Annotated in this window: 17 protein-coding genes; 9 read left to right on the top strand and 8 right to left on the bottom strand. The window is 63.8% G+C overall.

Annotated features, from left to right (window positions below; translation table 11 throughout):
- Window positions 1–50 precede the first annotated feature (50 nt).
- From P9255_RS00085 to tssE, 5 genes are read right to left on the bottom strand one after another with little or no spacing between them, the layout of a single operon-like run.
- A complete protein-coding gene (locus P9255_RS00085) occupies window positions 51–593 on the bottom strand; it encodes a hypothetical protein (RefSeq protein WP_309768823.1) in 543 nt (180 codons plus the stop codon).
- A gap of 10 nt (window positions 594–603) precedes the next feature.
- Window positions 604–993: a DUF3592 domain-containing protein gene (locus tag P9255_RS00080; RefSeq protein WP_309768822.1), complete on the bottom strand. Its 390-nt coding sequence runs from the start codon at window positions 991–993 to the stop codon at window positions 604–606.
- A gap of 57 nt (window positions 994–1,050) precedes the next feature.
- Entirely contained in the window at window positions 1,051–2,145 is a 1,095-nt protein-coding gene (tssG, locus tag P9255_RS00075) for a type VI secretion system baseplate subunit TssG (protein WP_309768821.1), read from the bottom strand.
- On the bottom strand, window positions 2,145–4,037 hold the full coding sequence (gene tssF, locus P9255_RS00070; protein WP_309789002.1) for a type VI secretion system baseplate subunit TssF: 1,893 nt from the start codon (window positions 4,035–4,037) through the stop codon (window positions 2,145–2,147). The genes tssG and tssF overlap by 1 nt, the downstream gene beginning before the upstream one ends.
- 30 nt (window positions 4,038–4,067) lie before the next feature.
- Window positions 4,068–4,544, bottom strand: a complete 477-nt coding sequence (gene tssE, locus P9255_RS00065) for a type VI secretion system baseplate subunit TssE (RefSeq protein ID WP_404980219.1) — start codon at window positions 4,542–4,544, stop codon at window positions 4,068–4,070.
- A gap of 925 nt (window positions 4,545–5,469) precedes the next feature.
- Here tssE and P9255_RS00060 point away from each other — a divergent pair.
- On the top strand, window positions 5,470–6,723 hold the full coding sequence (locus P9255_RS00060; RefSeq protein ID WP_309789001.1) for a glycosyltransferase family 4 protein: 1,254 nt from the start codon (window positions 5,470–5,472) through the stop codon (window positions 6,721–6,723).
- A gap of 14 nt (window positions 6,724–6,737) precedes the next feature.
- Here the strand turns inward: P9255_RS00060 and P9255_RS00055 are convergent, their stop codons facing one another.
- On the bottom strand, window positions 6,738–7,850 hold the full coding sequence (locus tag P9255_RS00055; protein ID WP_309768817.1) for a nucleoside hydrolase: 1,113 nt from the start codon (window positions 7,848–7,850) through the stop codon (window positions 6,738–6,740).
- Window positions 7,851–8,000: 150 nt separating this feature from the next.
- Between P9255_RS00055 and P9255_RS00050 the strand changes: the two genes are divergently transcribed.
- Together P9255_RS00050 and P9255_RS00045 are read left to right on the top strand one after the other, a co-directional pair.
- Window positions 8,001–8,357 (top strand): CidA/LrgA family protein, encoded by a 357-nt coding sequence (locus tag P9255_RS00050; protein ID WP_309768942.1) that lies wholly within the window; start codon window positions 8,001–8,003, stop codon window positions 8,355–8,357.
- Window positions 8,354–9,088, top strand: coding sequence for an LrgB family protein (locus P9255_RS00045; RefSeq protein ID WP_309789000.1), 735 nt, complete (start codon window positions 8,354–8,356; stop codon window positions 9,086–9,088). Before P9255_RS00050 ends, P9255_RS00045 begins: the two co-directional genes overlap by 4 nt.
- 12 nt (window positions 9,089–9,100) lie before the next feature.
- Here the strand turns inward: P9255_RS00045 and P9255_RS00040 are convergent, their stop codons facing one another.
- The gene (locus tag P9255_RS00040) at window positions 9,101–10,060 is read right to left on the bottom strand and encodes an alpha/beta hydrolase (protein WP_309768815.1); all 960 of its coding nucleotides are present in this window, start codon (window positions 10,058–10,060) and stop codon (window positions 9,101–9,103) included.
- A gap of 120 nt (window positions 10,061–10,180) precedes the next feature.
- Between P9255_RS00040 and P9255_RS00035 the strand changes: the two genes are divergently transcribed.
- Window positions 10,181–10,384 (top strand): MARCKS-like protein, encoded by a 204-nt coding sequence (locus tag P9255_RS00035; protein WP_309768814.1) that lies wholly within the window; start codon window positions 10,181–10,183, stop codon window positions 10,382–10,384.
- A 9-nt stretch (window positions 10,385–10,393) separates the two neighbouring features.
- Here the strand turns inward: P9255_RS00035 and P9255_RS00030 are convergent, their stop codons facing one another.
- A complete protein-coding gene (locus P9255_RS00030) occupies window positions 10,394–10,819 on the bottom strand; it encodes a CBS domain-containing protein (protein ID WP_309768813.1) in 426 nt (141 codons plus the stop codon).
- Between the two features lie 152 nt (window positions 10,820–10,971).
- Here P9255_RS00030 and P9255_RS00025 point away from each other — a divergent pair, with 152 nt between their 5' ends.
- From P9255_RS00025 to P9255_RS00005, 5 genes are all read left to right on the top strand, one after another.
- Complete coding sequence (locus P9255_RS00025) at window positions 10,972–12,066, top strand: glycosyltransferase family 4 protein (protein WP_309768811.1); 1,095 nt, start codon at window positions 10,972–10,974, stop codon at window positions 12,064–12,066.
- Between the two features lie 4 nt (window positions 12,067–12,070).
- Window positions 12,071–13,144, top strand: coding sequence for a glycosyltransferase family 4 protein (locus P9255_RS00020; RefSeq protein ID WP_309768810.1), 1,074 nt, complete (start codon window positions 12,071–12,073; stop codon window positions 13,142–13,144).
- 24 nt (window positions 13,145–13,168) lie between these two features.
- Window positions 13,169–14,962, top strand: coding sequence for an HAD hydrolase family protein (locus P9255_RS00015; RefSeq protein ID WP_309768809.1), 1,794 nt, complete (start codon window positions 13,169–13,171; stop codon window positions 14,960–14,962).
- Between the two features lie 134 nt (window positions 14,963–15,096).
- The gene (locus P9255_RS00010) at window positions 15,097–17,520 is read left to right on the top strand and encodes a glucose/quinate/shikimate family membrane-bound PQQ-dependent dehydrogenase (protein ID WP_309768808.1); all 2,424 of its coding nucleotides are present in this window, start codon (window positions 15,097–15,099) and stop codon (window positions 17,518–17,520) included.
- Window positions 17,521–17,579: 59 nt separating this feature from the next.
- Window positions 17,580–19,472: FdhF/YdeP family oxidoreductase (locus P9255_RS00005; RefSeq protein WP_309788999.1), on the top strand; the 1,893-nt coding region annotated here is incomplete at its 3' end.

The raw sequence follows: 19,472 nt of genomic DNA, 5'->3' as shown, positions 1-19,472 counted from the left end.
GGCGAGTCCATCGGTGGATGGCTGCCGCTCGGGAGATCGAACGCGCGTGTCTAATGCAGGTAGCCTGCAAGCAATCCGACGCCCAGCCCCGCCTGAAGTCCGGCGGTAATGCCGCCCATGACCAGCAACGCAGGCGCTTGGGCAATGGCTCGCTCGGCCAGATAGAGCATGCCAGGTGAGGAGAGCCCCAGAATCAACTCGGCCGAGTTGATGCCAAGAAACATGACCGAACCACCTGCACCGAGCAGGAGACCCCCTCCTGCGTCCACGTACACGGTGGCGCCTTGAATGTCCCGGCGTGAGAGTTCGCTGCCTCGAAAGGCATCGGTCATGAAGATGGCGCCCCCGCTGGGAAACGACTTCGCGGAGCCCGCGCCACCTACTTCCTTCCCGTTAAGCCCCGGGAGCTTGAGACGAGGAATCTTGATGCCGACGCCCATGCCGGCGCCGATGCCGCCGTAGTAGAACGCTTCGTCTTTCGCGTCCGGGTCGCTGAGCACGATGGAGCCGCCCGATGCGACAACCACATCGGCGCAGACACCTCCGGTCGCGCCGGTGCTATAGCTCCACTCGCTTGGTCTTAGCAGGAACATAAATCTGAATTCACTTGTTATTAGCCTCACGCCGCAACACGCTCACTACCCCCGCCACGACGAAGCCCAGTCCGACCGTTGCCAGAAGAAGCGCTGCGTACCACACCGTCCCGAACGCGTCGAGCGTCGCGCTGTGACGCACCGCCGCCGGCGCATACCGCACGCGCACTGCCTCCCCGACTTTCATGCCGAAGACCAGGCCGCCCTGAGGATAGGAGACTCGTTCACCGGACAACGTGACGAACTCGACCTGAGGGTGACTCCCGCCGGCGTTCAATGCGACCACTCGTCCCGGCACAACGACCGAGCTCTGCAAGAACTGTCTCGTTGAGTTGACGTTCAATGACGCCATGACAAGCAGCACGAGACCAATCGCGATTGCGTTCAATGATTTGAACATACGTTATCCTAATGATACTGACCTCGATATTCAAATACTCCGAAAATACGTGTCGCGCTATGTCGGACCTCGCAGCGAGTCGGCACGATCGGCACCAGGGACGGACCTCAGGTCGCCTCGCCTGATGTACTCCTCGGGATCGAACCTCATGCCGGTGATCGGCTTGCCATCGGGCGATTGACCGAGCCAGCCGGACCACCCCAACTGCTGCTGTCCTCCAATGACGGCGGGACTCGCGCAGTCGGCCCGGATCCGCAGTTCCAATTCCCACTGGAACTCACGCCCCACGAAAGCACGCACCCAGTCGACAAGTTCCGGTAGCGCCGCGCCGCGCGGCGTGAACCGCAGATATTGCTCGAGATCGACTGGCCCGATGATGAGTCGAAACCGATGCTGCCTGTCCGGCGCCTGCTCGCCGAGCATCGCGCCATCTCCGAGAATCGACGCCGCGCCGGGCTCGCCTAGGTGCGTCTGCTCTTCGCGCGGCACACTCACCCAATGAAACACATACTCGTCGATGCTCACCGGCACGCCGAAGTAATGCTCGAGCGTCATGCAGAGGCCATCCGGATCGCGGGCTTCGCGCGTGACACCCGGCGACCCCGCCAGTTGCGCATGAGCCGGCAACGCGCGTTGCGCTATCTCGTCGGGATGCTGCCCGGTGAGACTCGCGGCATGCGACGAAAAGCTCTCGTCGTCGGCGCGGTCCAGACCCGCCGCCGCTTGTCCCGACGCCCACGCCCGATACAGGACGCCCAGATATCGGTGATGAAAGAGGTCGAGGAAGCGGCTTAGCGTGGCGTCGTGCCGGCTCTCTTCGCGCTCTCTCGCGATCTCCGTCATGTGAATGGGCAACGGGCCATTGGGACCGAGCACGCCGAGTCCGTACAGATGCACATGCAGGCGCCCGTTGCGTTCGTCGACATCGGCAATCTCCCGCGGCGAGAACGTCAGGCTGGGCCGCTGGCCGAGGCGGAACGGTTCTGCGCCCGGCCGCTCGGCGGTCCCGATCGGATCGATGCGCTTGTTGGCGCCGACGCGGCGCATCAGCGACAGGAAGCCAAAAAGCCATGGCTCGTTCCGCAGCCGCTCCGTTAGCGAATCCGATAACCCCGTATTGCGGGACGATGCGCCAGATGATCGGTCATCCATCACGCCACTCCACGTGTGCCCATTCGCACGGGCCAGCGCATGATGCGGCCACGCTGAGTCGAATTGAGTTGGGTCTGCGTGAACGAATGCATCGAGACATGACGTGCGAGATAGTGTTCGATCACCAGGCCGAAGAGGTACGGACTCATGCCGGAGAAACCTGCTTCATCGACTGTCAACTCGCACGCGATGCCGCGTCCGAACACGAACGGGCCTCCTCCCGGCAGCTTGCGCGTGACGGCGCTGGTCTTCACGGCAACCAGGCTGTCCACTTGCTGCGCGAGTCCGGTGTCGTCGCTGCCGAGAAAGAGGCGCAGCATGTCGCGCAGGCCCTGCCCATCCGGACGATGATCGAGTTCTTCGAGCGCCAGATAGTTGAAGTTCAGTTGCCGGATCAGGCGCCAGGCCGCTGCACCCTCCGCATACGGCGGACGCGGCGCGCTGGGCCGTCGAATGAGGCCGATGCTCTCGATCGGCGGATCGTTCTTCACCTTCTGGAAATCGTTCACGCCGTTACGCGGCACGAGAATCGGCAAGTCGCGGTTCGTGAGCCATGCGTAGGCCGACAGATAGCGCATGCCTTCATGATAAGGCGCTTCGTCTGCATCGACGAGAGAGACGAACGTCTCCGTCCCGACATACGACGTGCGGGTGCCGTAGCGCCGCGAAGAACCGGACAACAGGCGTCGCTCACGACGCACGGTGAAGTATCGGCCGTGGCTCGCTTCGTCGTTGTTGAGCGTCTGATAGAGCGGCTGGAATTCGCACTTTTCCGAGTTCTTCTCGACTTGCGCCTCCAGCGCCTGAACGGCGAATACTTCGTAGTCCATCGGATGCTGACGCTTGGGCACCAGATGAAATTCCGTGGTCGCATCGGCCAGTTCGATGCGGTCGACCTTCTGCTGAAACAGATTGACGACAGGCGTACAGAAAAGCGCGAACCGCGAAGCATCGACCAGACTCGCGAGCCGATCCGGCGCACGGTCGAGCAGCACGACGATCTCGAGTTCCTCTCCTTTCGTCTTCTTCAGCCCCGCGCGAAGACCGGTCAGCGCGAAGAAGTAGAAGCGGCTGGGACAAGCGAAGTATTCATGAAGCAGGTTGTGTCCATGGAACTTGGGCCAGACGAGCGGCAGCAGCCCCTGGTCGATGCCCAGACCTTCGTGAACCACCGCTTTCGATTCGACTGCCGCGAACGGGCGGTCAGCCGCGCTGAAGGCGCCCGGCTCCCCGACCACGGAAGCCAATGCAGCGGTGTGCAGCAGTTCGAACAGGTTGGACGCGACTTCTTCATCGCCTGACAAGTACACAGGCAGGCGGTCGAGGTTCTCGAGCGCGGCGATCTTCGCCTTGTTCGTGGTGCGGATACGCAGCCTCAGAGCGCCGCGAACCTGCGCGTGCGCGGGAACATAGCGCTCGAGTCCGGGAATATCGGGCGGGATGCCTGTGAGCCTTGCGCTGACGATGGTCAGCGGATAGAGCACGACGTCCTGGCTGGTCGTGAACATGCAGGCCGTGCGCTCGCCGTCCGGTGCGTGCGTCTTGATCGTGAGGCCGCGCGGCACGCGAAAGCCATCGTTCAGATTGCCTTTCGTGTGCGCCGGATACATCTCCACGACGGCCATCGAGGGCGTCGGGGCGACGTAGTTCGGGTATGTCACTTCCAGCAGGCGCTGCGTAAAGCGCGGGAAGTCGGCGTCGAGCTTCAATCGCATGCGCGCGGACATGAAGCAGAACGACTGCATCAGCCGCTCGACGTAAGGGTCGCTCGTTTCCCCCGCGTGGATTCCCAATCGGCGCGCGATCTTCGGATTCGCGTCCGCGAACTCGCCCGCGCTCTCACGAAGGTAGATGAGTTCCTGGTTGTAGTAATCGAGTAGTCGCGGGTCCATTGCGGTGCATTTGCTTCGTGAATGTCCGGCTCACGCGCGCCGGCTGTCCGCATGCAGGCGGCTGCTTTCGAGATCGAGCGAACTCTGCACCAAGAATTCCAGCGGATACGGCTCCACGTCGATCATTCCGCGAATCTCGAACGCCACTTCGTTATGACGGCCGTGCCGGTCTCCCTCGCTGCACGGAACGACCTGAAGCGAATTCGGCACGAGGCGCGGTTCGAAGGCAAAAATCGCATCCTTGATGGTCTGCTCGATATCCGACCACTTGCGCGAAGCCATGAACGCGCCGGCCAGCGGCGGCACGCCGAAGTTGACGGTAGATGCGGCCACGAGCGGATATCGCCCTGCATCGATCTCACTGCCGAGATTAGTGGCGTTCAACAGATACGACAGGTCGCGCTGGATGATCTCGCGTAGCTGCGCACGCGTGACGGCATACTCGCCGGGCGCTTCGGTCCGGCGATGCGGCGCATCGTCGCGCAGCCGATCGATGAGCGCCGGCATGAGGTGCGTGTTCCCACGGCGCGAAGCACTGCCTGCCCGCGCGTCCCGGCTGTCTTGAGCGGCGCTGGTCATCGTGTCACCGTAGCGGACGGTCGGTTTCGCCGGGAGCTCCTGACCCGTCATTGCGCGGCGCGCGCAGCGTCTCCCCGCGATTCGCTTCGGTTCGGCGCGGCACAGGTTCTGAACGACATGGGACAGGACAATATCGCATGCGGGATAGGGTCATACGTGGTGTATCTCGGATAGCTAATGAATCGTCCGAGGATTAACGCACGACGCTTGAATGTTTGTCCAGAACCGAATAATTGCTTTTAAGCAAACATGTAAAGCCTACATATAGATAGTAGGTCGTAATATTTAATGTCAGCGGCGTTTAGAAGTCGGTGATGGTCTTTCACAGATGATGCTTACCTCGTTTCGGCGCAGGAACACGTTCGATCTTTCAGCGACACAAGTTGACACCAGGCTGCGAAGTCGCTTGCTCAGGAGAAAATTCACGTCTCGATCGTATGGCCGATACAACTGACTAATCGACGCGGCGACAGCAGCGCTAGTGGAACCCTCCGCCGCCCGTGCACTCCAACGGTCATTGTCACAAGCAATGGCATGGCGCGTAAGTTGTTCACCTCACGCGTCCACCCCCGGCAATATTTGCAGACAAATCGCGTTACCAAAAGACTCACTCGCATCAAACCGCTACACGAGCTAGCATTGCAATTGCTTACGTTTCGCTTTGCGCCTTCTCAAGCAATTTGGCTTATCCTAAACTCCTGCTTACCGGCTGGAGCGATGCCGCAACTACGTTTTCACGTTGTGCTTCTAATCCGAGAAGGCTGCAGCGGTGCACCCCTTGCCTTTCGGGATCTGTCTTCGGGCCGACAGAGCGGGTGCCTTATCGCAGGACGACGACACTACTTCAAACGCCGTGAAAATACTCATCGTCAACACGTTGTACTACCCGGACAAGATCGGCGGGGCTGAGGTATCGACGCAACTGCTCGCCGAGGGGCTCGTCAGGGCAGGCATGGACGTGAGCGTCGCCTGTGCAACGGGAGCACGCAGCGACAGCGTCACCGAATTCAACGGGGTCAAGGTTTATCGTCTGCGCTCGGCCAACCTGTATTGGCCGCATGCGCCCAAGAAGCGCTCCCGCGTCGCGCGATTCATCTGGCATGCCATCGATGTCGTCAACGTCGTCATGTCACGCAAGCTGCGCGACATCATCGCGCGCGACAAGCCGGACATCATTCATACGAGTAATCTCGCGTGCCTGTCCGTCGACGTATGGCGCGCTGCCCGCGCCGCCGGCATTCCCATCGTTCACACGGCACGCGACTACTACCTCATGTGTCCGGCCACGACGATGTTCTCCGACGTCGAGCCCTGCAAGCGCCAATGCGGATCATGCGCGCTGTATTCCGCGCCGAAAAAGTCCGCATCGTCCCGCGTTCAGGTCGCCGTGGGCGTCAGCCGCTTCGTGCTGCAAAAGCATCTGAACAGCGGCTATTTTCCTGAAGCCACACGCACGGCCGTCATCAACAACTGCTACGTTCCGAGCCAGGACGCCGCCACGCACACGAAGCAACGCTATAAAGGCGGACCGGTGCGTCTCGGCGTGCTCGGCCGCGTGGCGCGAGACAAAGGCTCGGAGGTCGTGCTCGAGCAGCTCGCCGCCGACAACACACTCGACTGGACGCTCGTCTTCGGCGGCAAGGGCGACCCCGGCTACATCGAGGGCCTCAAGCAGAAATACGACGATCCGCGCGTGCAGTATCTCGGTCACGTGAAGCCCGACGACTTCCTTCGCAGCATCGACATCCTGATCGTGCCGTCGATCTGGCACGAGCCGTTCGGCCGCGTGATCGTCGAAGCATATTCGTACGGCTTGCCGGTCGTCGGCGCGAATCGCGGCGGCATTCCCGAAGTAATCGAGCCGCGTTCGAATCTCGTCTTCGACATGGAGCGTCCGCACACGCTCATCGAGAAGATCCGCGAGGCCATCGCGTTGCTGAAGGAACCGTCCGTGCACGACAGGCTGCGCAAGCACGCCGATACCTTCAGTCCCGACTCGATGGTCAACGCCTATCTCGACGTGTATCGCAGCGCGCTCGGGGGCGCCATCAAAAGAACCGTCGAACCCGTCACGCCCGCGATAACGCCGAAAGCCAGAATGGACTGAGCCGGAATCAACCGTCAGCGAAACTTGACCGGCACCGGACTCGTCAGCAAGCCCACGTAGAAATCGAAAAAGCGGTCGTTGTCATAGCGCGTCACGTAAGTGATCTTCTGCGGCGACGCGCCAGCCGCCGGCGCGTCGGGATACACGCGCACATGTCCCTGATCTTCGCCCGGCGTCGTGTCGATGTCGAGGTACGCGCTCTGCGTCTCTTTCGCATACGTGGGATCGAGAAAGTATCCGATGGTCAACGTGTCGTAGATATTCGTATTCGCGGCGAATGCGCCTGCGTTCGCGATGGCATATGCCTGCGTCACCGCTGTCTGTCCCGTCGGCGGATTGACAATCTGGTTGTAGATGGTTTGCGTCAAGGGAACGGTATTGGTGACGTCGAGCGGAATGACCCGCTGCGGAATGGTGGTTTGCAAGAGCGTACGCACCGCCACCGGATCGAACCACCAGTTGAGCTCACCCACTGCGTTGGCATTGCCGGGTACGTTCATCGCGCCGCCCATGTAGACGATCTCCTTGATGAGCGGCACGATCTCCGGCGCTCGCCTCACGGCCGTTGCGAGATTCGTCGGTGGCCCGACTTCGATGATGGTCACCTGATTCGGATAGCGCTTGATCGTATCGATCATGAAGTCCGCGGCGGCCTGCGCTTTCAGCGTCGTCGATTGCGCGAAGCCATCGGGCGGCGCGGTCAGTTGCGATGGCTGCGTCGGCTCCGGCCGCATCCACGCGCCGAAGTAGCCGTTCGGATTCGCGGCCTGCTGCGCACGAATGCTCGCGACATCGTATTGCAGCGGATAATTCGCGCCCGCATACACGCCGACCTTGTCCTGCACGCCCATGCGCTCGACGGCTTTCAGCGCATCCGCCTGTTCCTGCAGCAGCCAGTCGTTGCCGGTCACCACGCACAAGCCCAGCAGGTTGATCTTGCCCTGCCCCATCAGTTGCGTCGTCATCGCGAAGAGCTGACCGTCGTCGCCCATCGTGTTGAAGTCGGAATCGATAATGACCTTCGGGGCATCGTTGTAAGCATCGTGATGATCGGAGCCGCCACATCCGGTCACCAGACCGGACACGACGGCTACCGTAACGAGTCCTGCTGCATTGCGAGGCGTCATCGCTGTCTCCTGAATCGTTCGATTCATCGTTCGAGTAGTGACCGCCGGATGTCAGCGGCTTCTTCATTCTAGGAGCATTCCGTGCATTCGTCGGCTGGACTATCGCTTGCTTTGCGCTTGCGGTTCGGGACCATGAACACAGGATTCGCGATGCTTCTCTCACTGGCCGTGCTGCTGCTCTTTCAATGTCTCGGCGAAGGGCTTTCGTATGTCTTCCGGCTTCCGGTGCCGGGCCCGGTCGTCGGCATGTTGCTGCTGCTCGTGTTCCTGATGGCGCGGCCGCGCGCCGCCGACGCCATCGAGCCGACCGCTAACGAATTGCTTCGTCATCTCTCGCTGCTGTTCGTCCCGGCAGGCGTCGGCATCATGGTGTCCGTGAGCGCGCTGAGCGGCAACGTACTGGCGATCGTGCTCGCGATCATCGTCAGCACCACGCTCGGCATCGCCGTGACCGCGCTCGTCATGCGCGCGCTGATGCGTGGTCATCGCGCAGAGAAGCCGCGATGATCGCGTTCCCGCAGATCAATGCGATATGGGTCTATCTCGCCGCATCGCCGCTGCTCGGATTGACCACCACGCTCTTCGCGTATCTGATCGCGCAGTGGATCTACGCGCGTTGCCGTTTCAACCCGCTGGCGAATCCGGTGCTCATCGCGGTTGCCATTCTCGTGGCCGTCTTGCAGATCAGCCGCACGCCGTATCCGACGTATTTCGAAGGCGCGCAATTCGTGCACTTTCTGCTGGGGCCGGCAACGGTCGCGCTTGCCTTGCCGCTATATCGTCAGCTCGGCAATCTGCGCAGGCTCGCCGCGCCGTTGACGGTCGCGCTTGTTGCGGGATCGATGACGGCGATCGTGTCGGCTGTCGCGGTCGCATCGTGGCTCGGGGCATCGAAGCAGACCATCGCATCGCTCGCGCCGAAGTCCGCGACGACGCCCATCGCGATGGCGGTGGCCACGTCCATCGGCGGCATTCCATCGTTGACGGCGGTGCTCGTCATATCGACCGGCATCTTCGGCGCTGCGTTCGCACGCGTCATCCTCAACACGCTGCGCGTGACCGAGCCCGAAGCGCGCGGCTTTGCGCTCGGCGTGGCGTCCCACGGAATCGGCACGGCGCGCGCGTTCCAGATCAGTCAGCAAATGGGCGCGTTCGCGGGCCTCGGCATGGGGCTCAACGGCATACTGACGTCGATACTCGTACCGGTCGTCGTGCCGATACTCACGCGACGGCTCTGAAGCGTCCGCGCATCACTCGATTGCCATCGCTTCGACGGCATCGCCGATGCGTCCCGCGTCATCGTAATGAACCATGTGACCGCTATGCCGGATCACCGACAGCACGCTCTGCGCAATGTCGCGCGCAAGACGTGCGGAATGCGATTGCGCATCCACCACGACATCGTCTTCGCCCGCGAAGATTCGCACCGGTATATCGATGTCGCGATAGTGCTTCGACAACTCGTTCGCCGCCGGCACCATGCACGCCGCGTCTTCGCCGATCGCCCGTAATTGCCACGGCCGCAGCACGATCTGGCGTTGCACCTGATGGCCGAACTCGGGCGGAACATCCGAGGGCGCGAACATGACCCGCACGTTCTGGTTGAGCAGCAGGCGTCCCATCACGGGCGAAACGGTATAGCGAATGACATCGCCGAGCACCGGAACGGCGGCGGGCGCGGTGAGGAGCACGTCGAATCGCGCGGTCGGATAGTAGTAGCCCGACACGAGCGTCAGTCCGCGAATCTCGATGCGCGGCTCGATCGCCATTGCCAGCGCGACGAGGCAGCCGAGCGATTGCCCGACGACGACCGCGCGCGTCAATCCCATCTGCCGGAGCGCGCGCTGAAAAAGTGCCGCCTGCTCCTGCGGCGTCCACACGCGATCGCGCGGGCGCGTGCTGAAGCCGAAGCCCGGACGATCGAACGCAATCACACGATGACGCTTCGACAGACGCGCGACCAGCCCGCTCGCGATGTAGTCCTGCAGCGTGACGAGGTTGCCGTGCACGAGCAGCACCGTGGGGCCTTCGCCTTCGTCGATGTAATGCAGGCGCACGCCATCCACATCGATGAATTGCCCGATGGGCGGATGTTCGCGCTCGGCCCGTCGCCCGCGCCATGCGGCCCACGCGGCGATGCCGACGGATACGGCGGCGACGCCGGCAAGAAGTGTGTTCGACGCAGAAGCGCTTGTTCGTGATTTACGCATATCGATGATGAGGAGGCGAACGGGACAAGGAGCGTATTGCAAGCATCGTGCGTGCCACGCATCGGAACGTCGCTTGCTCGCTCGGCTGAGGAATCCTCTTCACCACCAGCGAGACATGCGATGAGCCAGCAAGATCACATCGAGAGCCAGCCGATACCCGGCCATACCGAGAACATCCCGACGAATCCGGCCGATGCGCCGCAACGCGGTCCCAACGAAGACCGCGCGCCCGACGCGACGCCGGACGACAAGCCCGGCACGCCGCCCGGCACGCAAAGCGAGCGCGACCGTCTGAAGACGCCGGAAGACGGCAATCCGGTGTGATGCATCCGATCACCGGTCGGGCACGGAAGGCGTGGAGATAGCCTGAATCGTCGATGACACTTCGCCGTCCGAGTAGATCGCGATATCGCCGAGGGCGAGCATGCCGACGACATGCTGCTCGCTGTCGAGGACAGGCATGCGCCGGATCTGCAGTTGCTCCATCCTCTGGATGGCGGATTCGATCTCATCATCCTCGCGGCACCACTCCACCGGCTCGCTCGCGACTTCCTGCACCGTGCATGACGCGTCCTTGCCCGCCGACACCGCGCGCACCACGATATCGCGGTCGGTGATCATCGCTTTGAGCCGCTCGCCGTCGCATACCGGTAGCGCGCCGACGTTGAGCTCGTCCATCAACTCCGCCGCGCGGCGGATCGTGTCGGTCGGCGCGATGGTTTGCACGCCGCGTGTCATTACTTCGGCAACCTTGGTCATGGCGTTCTCCGGTAGATCGAGGCGGATCATCGGTCAAGCATGCGGCATGCCGTCGATTCACCGCGCAGGCGAACGTCGGCCCGCAGATTGCTCAGTGAGCGCAACGAACGACAACAACCATGCATCCGCGTGGCCGACACCGGAACTCATCGATGAAAATCGCACAGGTCGCACCGCTCTACGAGAGCGTCCCTCCTATCGCATACGGCGCCACCGAGCGCATCATCTCTTACCTGACCGAAGCACTCGTCGCGGCGGGGCACGACGTCACGCTCTTCGCCACCGGCGATTCCCGCACGCGCGCCCGCCTTCGCAGCGGCACGCCCACCGCGCTGTGGCGCGACGAACGCGTGTGGGATACGACGAGTCATCACTTGCGCCAGCTGGATGCGGTCATCAAACGTTCATCGCAGTTCGACGTGATCCACTTCCACACCGAGCCCTTGCATCTGCCGATGCAGCGCCTCTTCGCATGTCCGTCCATCACGACGATGCATGGCCGCCTCTTGCCCGCCGATCACGGCCCGCTCTTCGATACGTTCCGCGATGCGCCGCTCGTCGCCATTTCGGAGAGCCAGCGCAGCGGGATGCCCGACGCCAACTGGCGCGCGACGGTTCATCACGGCCTCGCGCTCGATGAAATGCGCTATTCGCAGGAAGGCGGCGACTATCTGCTCTTCGTCGGACGCGTGATGCCGGAAAAGCGCATCGATCGCGCGATCGAGATTGCGCGCCGCGCGGGGATGCCGCTCAAGATTGCCGCAGCCGTGCATCCGGGCGAGCGCGCCTATTTCAAGGAAGAGATTTGTCCGCTGCTGGAGGCTTCGCAGTCTTTCGTCGAATATCTCGGCGAAGTGGGCGGCGAAGCACGGCGCGCGTTGTTCGCCCATGCACGTGCGCTCGTTTTTCCGATCGACTGGGAAGAGCCGTTCGGCCTCGTGATGATCGAAGCGATGGCATCCGGCACGCCGGTAATCGCGTTCAGGCGCGGCGCGGTGCCCGAAGTGATCGAGCATGGCGTGAGCGGCTTCATCGTCGATGATGTGGAAGAGGCCGTGTGCGCTGTGCGCGATCTCGGAGAGATCGATCGGGCGCGATGCCGCAGGACTTTCGAGCAGCGCTTTTCCGCCGATCGCATGGCGCGCGACTATGTCGCGGTCTATCGCGATCTGCTGGACTCGCGCGCGCCTGCGCCGGCCGCCAATGCCGATGCCGCCGATTTCGACACCGACGCGTTGCAGGCATAACGTCATGCGCATCGCCCAGGTATCGACGTTGTATGAGAGCGTGCCGCCGCGGCGTTACGGCGGCATCGAACGGATCGTGTCCTATCTCAGCGAAGAGCTCGTAAAGGCGGGCCACGATGTCACGCTGTTCGCGAGCGCGGATTCCCGCACGAGCGCGAAGCTCGTTGCGGGCAGCGATTGCGCGGTGAGGCTCGTCGAAGACACAGCCGACCCGCAAGCCTTCCACTTCGCGATGCTCGAAGATGTCGTGGCTGCGTCGAAGCAGTTCGACATCGTGCATTTTCATACGGACTACCAGAGTTTTCCGTTCGCGCGGCGCATGCAGTGCGCGCATGTCACGACGCTTCACTGGCGGCTCGACGTGCCCGGCCTCGAGCCGATGTATCGACGCTTCGCGGACGTTCCGCTCGTATCCATCTCCGACGCGCAGCGCGCGCCGCTGCCGTGGCTGTCGTGGGCGGGCACGGTGCATCACGGCTTGCCCGGCACGCTCTACCCGTTCCGCGAACGCGCGGGCGAACACCTCGCGTTCGTCGGCCGGATCGCGCCGGCCAAGGGACCGGATGCCGCAATCCGCATCGCGCGCCGTGCGAACGTGCCGCTTCGCATCGCGGCGAAGGTGGACGAAGCCGATCGCCCGTACTTCGAAAGCGCCGTCGCGCCGCTCGTGCAGGCCCCGCTGATCGAATATGCCGGCGAGCAGGACGATGCAGGGAAGAGCCATCTCATCGGCCATGCGCGCGGATTGCTGTTTCCGATCGACTGGCCGGAGCCGTTCGGCCTCGTGATGATCGAGGCGCTGGCCTGCGGCACGCCGGTGATCGCATTCGGGCGCGGCTCGGTGCCGGAGATCATCGAGGATGGCGTGAACGGCTTCGTCGTGCGCGACGAGGACGAAGCGGTCGAGGCCGTGGCGCGTCTGCCGCAAATCGATCGCCGCCGCTGCCGCGAAAGTTTCGAGCGGCGCTTCACGGCCGAACGCATGGCGCGCGATTACGTCGATGTTTATCGGCGCCTGCTCGACGCGCGCGCCGCCCGATGCGCGATGCCGCCGCATCTCGTCGAAGAGGACGCTTAACTGAGGGATACCGCTATGCGATGCATGGTGCTTGCCAGCGATTACGACAACACGCTCGCCGAAGAAGGCCGCGTGAGCGATGCAACATGGGACGCCGTTGACCGGCTGCGTGCGTCGGGGCGTCATATGGTGCTCGTGACGGGACGCGAACTCGACGATCTCCTTACCCTGTGCGATCGCGTCGATCGCTTCTCGCTGATCGTCGCCGAGAACGGCGGCGTGATCTACTCGCCGGCGACGCGCGAGCGCACCTTGCTCGCGCCCCCGCCGCCGCCCGAATTCGTCGAGGCGATGAAGGCAAGCGGCGTGCGTCATCTCGGCGTGAGCCAGACGCTCGTCGCGACCGTGAAGCCTTACGATGAACAGGCGCACGCCGCTATCCGCGATCTCGGTCTCGATCTGCACGTCGTCTATAACGGCGACGCGGTGATGGTCCTCGCACCCGGGGTCAGCAAGGCGAGCGGCCTGCTCGCGGCGCTCGACAAGATGGCGCTGTCGCCGCGCAATGCGGTCGGCGTCGGCGACGCGCAAAACGATCACCCGCTGCTCGATGCGTGCGAGATATCGGCGGCCGTCGGCAACGCGATCGATGCGCTGAAGGCGCACGCCGATATCGTGCTGGATCGCGAATGCGGCGCCGGCGTGACGGAGCTGATCGAAGCGATCCTCGAAGACGATCTCGCCGGCGCGAGCGAGCATCTCACGCGGCGTCATCTGGTGCTCGGCGAGCGCGTCGAAGAAAACGACGCGGACGGCGACAAAACCGCAACGCTCCCGCCGCAGGACACGGTCGCGCTGGTCGCGGGGCAATCCGGCGGCGGCAAGTCCACGCTCATCACCGGCCTGATGGAGCGGCTGTCGGAATCGGGCTATCAGTTCTGCGCGCTCGATCCCGAAGGCGACTTCGACAACTTCGAAGGCGCGCTGCCCATCGGCGACGCGGAGACCGCCCCGAAAGCCGATGACGTCACGCGGCTCATTCACCAGCCGAGCCAGTCGGTCGTCGTCAACCTGATGCGCGTCTCGTTCGCGGAGCGGCCGACGTATTGCGCGACCGTGCTCGCCCACATGCAGAAGACGCGCGCGCTCACCGGCCGTCCGCACTGGATGATCTTCGACGAGGCGCATCACTTCTTTCCCGCGAGCATCAATGCCGCCGATGAAACGCTGCCCGACCAGCTCGCGCCCGCCTTGTTCGCGACCGTGCATCCGAATCAGCTCTCGGCGCGGCTGCTCGATCGCGTGACGGTGTTCATCGGCGCGGGTCCGGGCGCGCAGGAAACGCTGCAGGAATTCGCGCAGGCCGCAGGCATCGACGAACCGGCCGAGCTTCCCGAAGAGATCGAGACAGGGGAGGCGCTCGTCTGGCGTCGCGATCGCGAGGGGACGTGGGGCGCACCGGTCGTGGTGCGCGCGGAGCCGGCGAAGACACACCGCCGGCGGCACGTGCGGAAGTATGCGGAGGGCATGCTGATCCCCGAGCGCAGCTTCTATTTTCGCGGTCCCGACAACAAGCTGAATCTGCGCGCGCACAACCTCGTGCTGTTCCTCGAAATCGCGGAAGGCGTCGATGAGGACACCTGGCTCTTCCACTTGCGACGGGGCGATTACTCGACATGGTTCCGCGACGTCATCGGCGATGCCACGCTCGCCGACGAAGCGCGCGGGATCGAAGCCGACGAAGCGCTTTCGGCCGCCGACAGTCTCGACGGAATCCGAAAGGCCGTGGAAGCGCGTTATACGCAGCCTGAAAATCCGGTTCTGCCGAACATCCTCGCGCCGGGCGCGAAAAGCGGCAGTGGCACGTCAAGTGCTTGACTCGCTTGCTGCAGCGGCGCATCTCTTGCGTCGCTGATCGCATCGCCAGCCAGCGTCGCACGCGCATCAGACGCATGCGACGCGTCGTGCTGACCGCATCGTCCGTCACTCAAGTCGCAAACAGAGGTGTGTGAATGAATACCAATGCCCCGCCAGCGCGGCCTGCCGCCCGCTCGCCGTCGCCCGTCGTCAAGTGGCTCACCATCGTCTTCCTCGCGATATCCGGGCTTTATCTCGCGGGCGTCGGCATATGGCTCGTGACGATCGGCGGATCGCCCTATTACGTCATCGCGGGCCTGCTCATGCTGGCGGTCGCGTGGCTCATCATGCGGCGCAATTCCGCGGCGCTCTTCGTCTATGCGCTCCTGCTGTTCGGCACGCTGATATGGGCCGTCATCGAAGCCGGTTTCGATTTCTGGGCGCTCGCGCCGCGTCTCGACGTGCTCGTGATCGTCGGCGTGTGGCTGCTGCTGCCGTTCACCTATCGCCTGTATGCAACGCCGGTGCGCGGAGGCGGAATCGCGATGGCGGTGGCGCTCGTGCTGACGGGCATCGCGCTCGTGTATGCGGCGCTCAACGATCCGCAGGAGATCGACGGTTCGTTCGCGCGTCAGGGATCGGACACGCCTGCGGCGAAGGCCACGGCCGGCCGGCCGGGCGACTGGCTCGCCTATGGCAACTCGCAGGGCGGCACGCGCTATTCGCCGCTCGCGCAGATCAACGACAAGAACGTCGGCGATCTGAAGGAAGCATGGAGCTTTCGCACCGGCGACATGAAAGGCCCGAACGATCCCGTCGAAATCACCGACGAAGTGACGCCGCTCGCCGTCGACGGCACGCTGTTCTTTTGCACGCCGCATCAGCACGCCATCGCGTTGGACGGCGCGACCGGCAAGGAGAAGTGGCGCTTCAATCCGGAACTGAAGCCGGACCCGAGCTTTCAGCACGTGACCTGCCGGGGCGTGTCCTACTATGAGACGCCCGCCGCCGCGCAGGCGCGCCAGGCCAACAATGCCGCTTCGCTGCCGATGTGCGCGCGCCGCATCATCCTGCCCGTCAACGATGGCCGCCTTTTCGAACTCGATGCCGCCACCGGGCAGCGCTGCGCCGGCTTCGCAACGAACGGCGTGCTGGACCTTCAGCATCTGCAGCCGGTGAAGACGCCGGGCCAGTACGAGCCGACGTCGCCGCCGATCGTGACGTCGAAGGTAATCGTCATCGCCGGTGCGGTGACGGACAACTACGGCACGCGCGAGCCTTCGGGCGTGATTCGCGGCTTCGATGTCGATACCGGCAAGCTGCTGTGGGCCTTCGATCCGGGCGCGGCCAATCCGAACGCGATTCCCGACGACCAGCACGGCTATACGCGCAACTCGCCGAACTCCTGGGCGCCCGCCGCGTACGATGCGCAACTGGATCTCGTCTATCTGCCGATGGGCGTAACGACGCCGGATATCTGGGGCGGCAACCGCACGCCGGAGCAGGAACGTTACGCGAGCGGCCTGCTCGCGCTCAACGCGACGACCGGCAAGCTCGCCTGGTTCTATCAGACCGTGCACCACGATCTGTGGGACATGGACCTGCCCGCGCAGCCGACCATCTCGGATATCAAGGATGCGAGCGGCAACATCGTCCCGGCGATCTATGCGCCCGCGAAAACGGGCAACATCTTCGTGCTCGACCGCCGCACCGGCAAGCCGATCGTTCCCGCGCCCGAGCAGGCGGTGCCGCAGGGGCCGGCGAAGGGGGATCGTCTTTCGCCGACCCAGCCGTTCTCCGAACTGACCTACCGGCCGCAAAAGAACCTGACGGGCGCCGACATGTGGGGCGCGACGATGTACGACCAGCTCGCGTGCCGCGTGATCTTTCATCGGCTGCGCTACGAGGGGCCGTTCACGCCGCCGTCGGAACAGGGCACGCTCGTGTTTCCGGGCAACCTCGGCATGTTCGAATGGGGCGGGCTTGCGGTCGATACGGACCGGCGCATCGCGATTGCCAATCCTATCGCGCTGCCGTTCGTGTCGCGGCTCATCCCGCGCGGGCCGGGCAACCCGATCGATCCGCCCGAGGCAGGTCGGGCCGGCACCGGGACGGAAGTCGGCATTCAGCCGCAGTACGGCGTCCCGTTCGGCGTCACGCTGAATCCGTTCCTCTCGCCGTTGAACCTGCCGTGCAAGCAGCCCGCGTGGGGCTATGTGTCCGCGCTCGATCTCGATACGCACAAGGTGATCTGGAAGAAGCGCATCGGCACGACGCGCGATGCATCGCCGATTCCGATTCCGTTCAAGATGGGCATGCCGATGCTGGGCGGCCCGATCACGACGGCGGGCCGCGTGTTCTTCATCGGCGCCACGGCGGACGACTATATCCGCGCGTTCAGCACCGATACCGGCAAGCAGCTCTGGGAGGCGCGTCTGCCGGCAGGCGGACAGGCCACGCCGATGACGTACGAGGCGAACGGCAAGCAATACGTGCTGATCGCGGCGGGCGGGCACGGCTCGTTCAAGACGAAGCTCGGAGATTATGTGATCGCCTATGCATTGCCTGACAAGCACTGAGGGCGACGCGACGGCATAGGCATTGCTGCCCTCCGTGGACTGGACAACGGAGGGCAGCAATGAGCAAGCGTGAAGTGCCGGGCGTCGGCCCGTATGGCGGACCGGCTGGGGGATGGGGCGCGTTGCAGGCAGTGGCCCGCGCACTGAAGCATCAGATGGGCGTGGCGCGTGAAGCGACGATGCTTCTCAAGGTCAATCAGCCGGCCGGCTTCGATTGTCCCGGCTGCGCGTGGCCGGACCCCCGCAGCACGTCGTCGTTCGAGTTCTGCGAGAACGGCGCAAAGGCGGTCTCATGGGAGGCCACGACCAAGCGGACCACGCCCGAGTTCTTCGCCCGCCATAAGGTGAGCGAACTGTGGGCGTGGAACGATCACGCGCTCGAGGACGAAGGCCGCCTCACGCATCCGATGCGTTACGACGCGCAGACCGGGCATTACGTGCCCGTTTCCTGGGACGAAGCATTCGAGCGCATCGGCGCGGCGCTGCGCGCCCTTCCCGATCCGCACATGGCGGAGTTCTATACGTCGGGGCGCGCATCGAATGAAGCGGCATTTCTGTATCAACTGTTCGCGCGCCGCTTCGGCACCAACAACTTCCCCGATTGCTCGAACATGTGTCACGAGCCGACGAGCGTCGGCTTGCCGGAGGCCATCGGCGTCGGCAAGGGAACGGTGACGCTCGCGGACTTCGATCATTGCGATGCGATCTTCTGCATCGGCCACAACCCCGGCACGAATCATCCGCGCATGCTCGCGACACTGCGCAGCGCGGCCCGGCGGGGCGCCAAAATCGTCGTGCTCAATCCGCTGAAGGAGCGCGGCCTCGAACGCTTCGCATCGCCGCAAGACCCGGTCGAGATGGTGACGGGACGCTCGACGGCGATCGCCACCGATTACGTCCAGGTGAGGATCGGCGGCGACGTCGCCTTCATGAAGGGGATGATGAAGACCGTCCTCGCGCTGCACCGCGACAGCCTTTCGAAGGGCGGCGAAGGCGTGCTCGATCGCGCGTTCATCGACGAACACACGGAGGGGCTCGATGAAGTCATCGCCGATCTCGACGCGACTGCGTGGAGCGACATCGTCGGTGCGGCGGGCATCGAGCGCGCGGAGATCGAGCGTATCGGGAAGCTGTACGCCGGTTCGAAGGCGGTGATCGCGTGCTATGGCATGGGCATCACGCAGCACCATAGCGGCACGGCGAACGTTCAGCAGATCGTCAACCTGCTCTTGATGCGCGGGAACATGGGCCGCGACGGCGCGGGCATCTGCCCGTTGCGCGGACATTCCAACGTGCAGGGCGATCGCACCGTCGGCATCACGGAAGTGCCGCCCGACGACATGCTCGATTCGATCGAGCGCGTATTCAAGTTCGCCCCGCCGCGCGAGCATGGACACGGCGCGATCACCGCGATCGAGGCAATGCGCGACGGGCGCTCGAAAGCGTTGATCTGTCTCGGCGGCAATCTGCCCGTGGCGATGTCGGACACGCAGGTATGTTTCGATGCGATGCGCAAGCTCGATCTCGCGGTGCACATCGCAACGAAGCTGAATCGCTCGCATCTGCTCACGGCGAAGGAGACGTTCATCCTGCCGTGCCTCGGACGCACCGAGCTCGACGTGCAGGCGAGCGGCCCGCAAACGGTGACGGTCGAAGATTCGATGTCGATGGTGCATGCGTCGCGCGGATCGCTGCCGCCCGCGTCCGGGCATCTGCTGTCCGAGCCGGCCATCGTCGCGCGGATGGCGAAGGCCACGCTCGACGACGCCTCGCTCGACTGGGACGGCTGGGTGGCCGATTACAGCCGTATCCGCGATCTGATCGAGGCAGTCTTTCCGCAATTCGACCGCTACAACGACCGCATTCAGGACCCCGGCGGCTTTCGGCTATTCAACGCGGCCGCGGCGCGCCGATGGAACACGCCCGGCGGCCGCGCGCGCTTCATCGCGCAC

The sequence above is a fragment of the Caballeronia sp. LZ019 genome, assembly GCF_031450825.1.
Lineage (GTDB): Bacteria > Pseudomonadota > Gammaproteobacteria > Burkholderiales > Burkholderiaceae > Caballeronia.
This window is presented reverse-complemented; position numbering and strand designations above follow the sequence as displayed.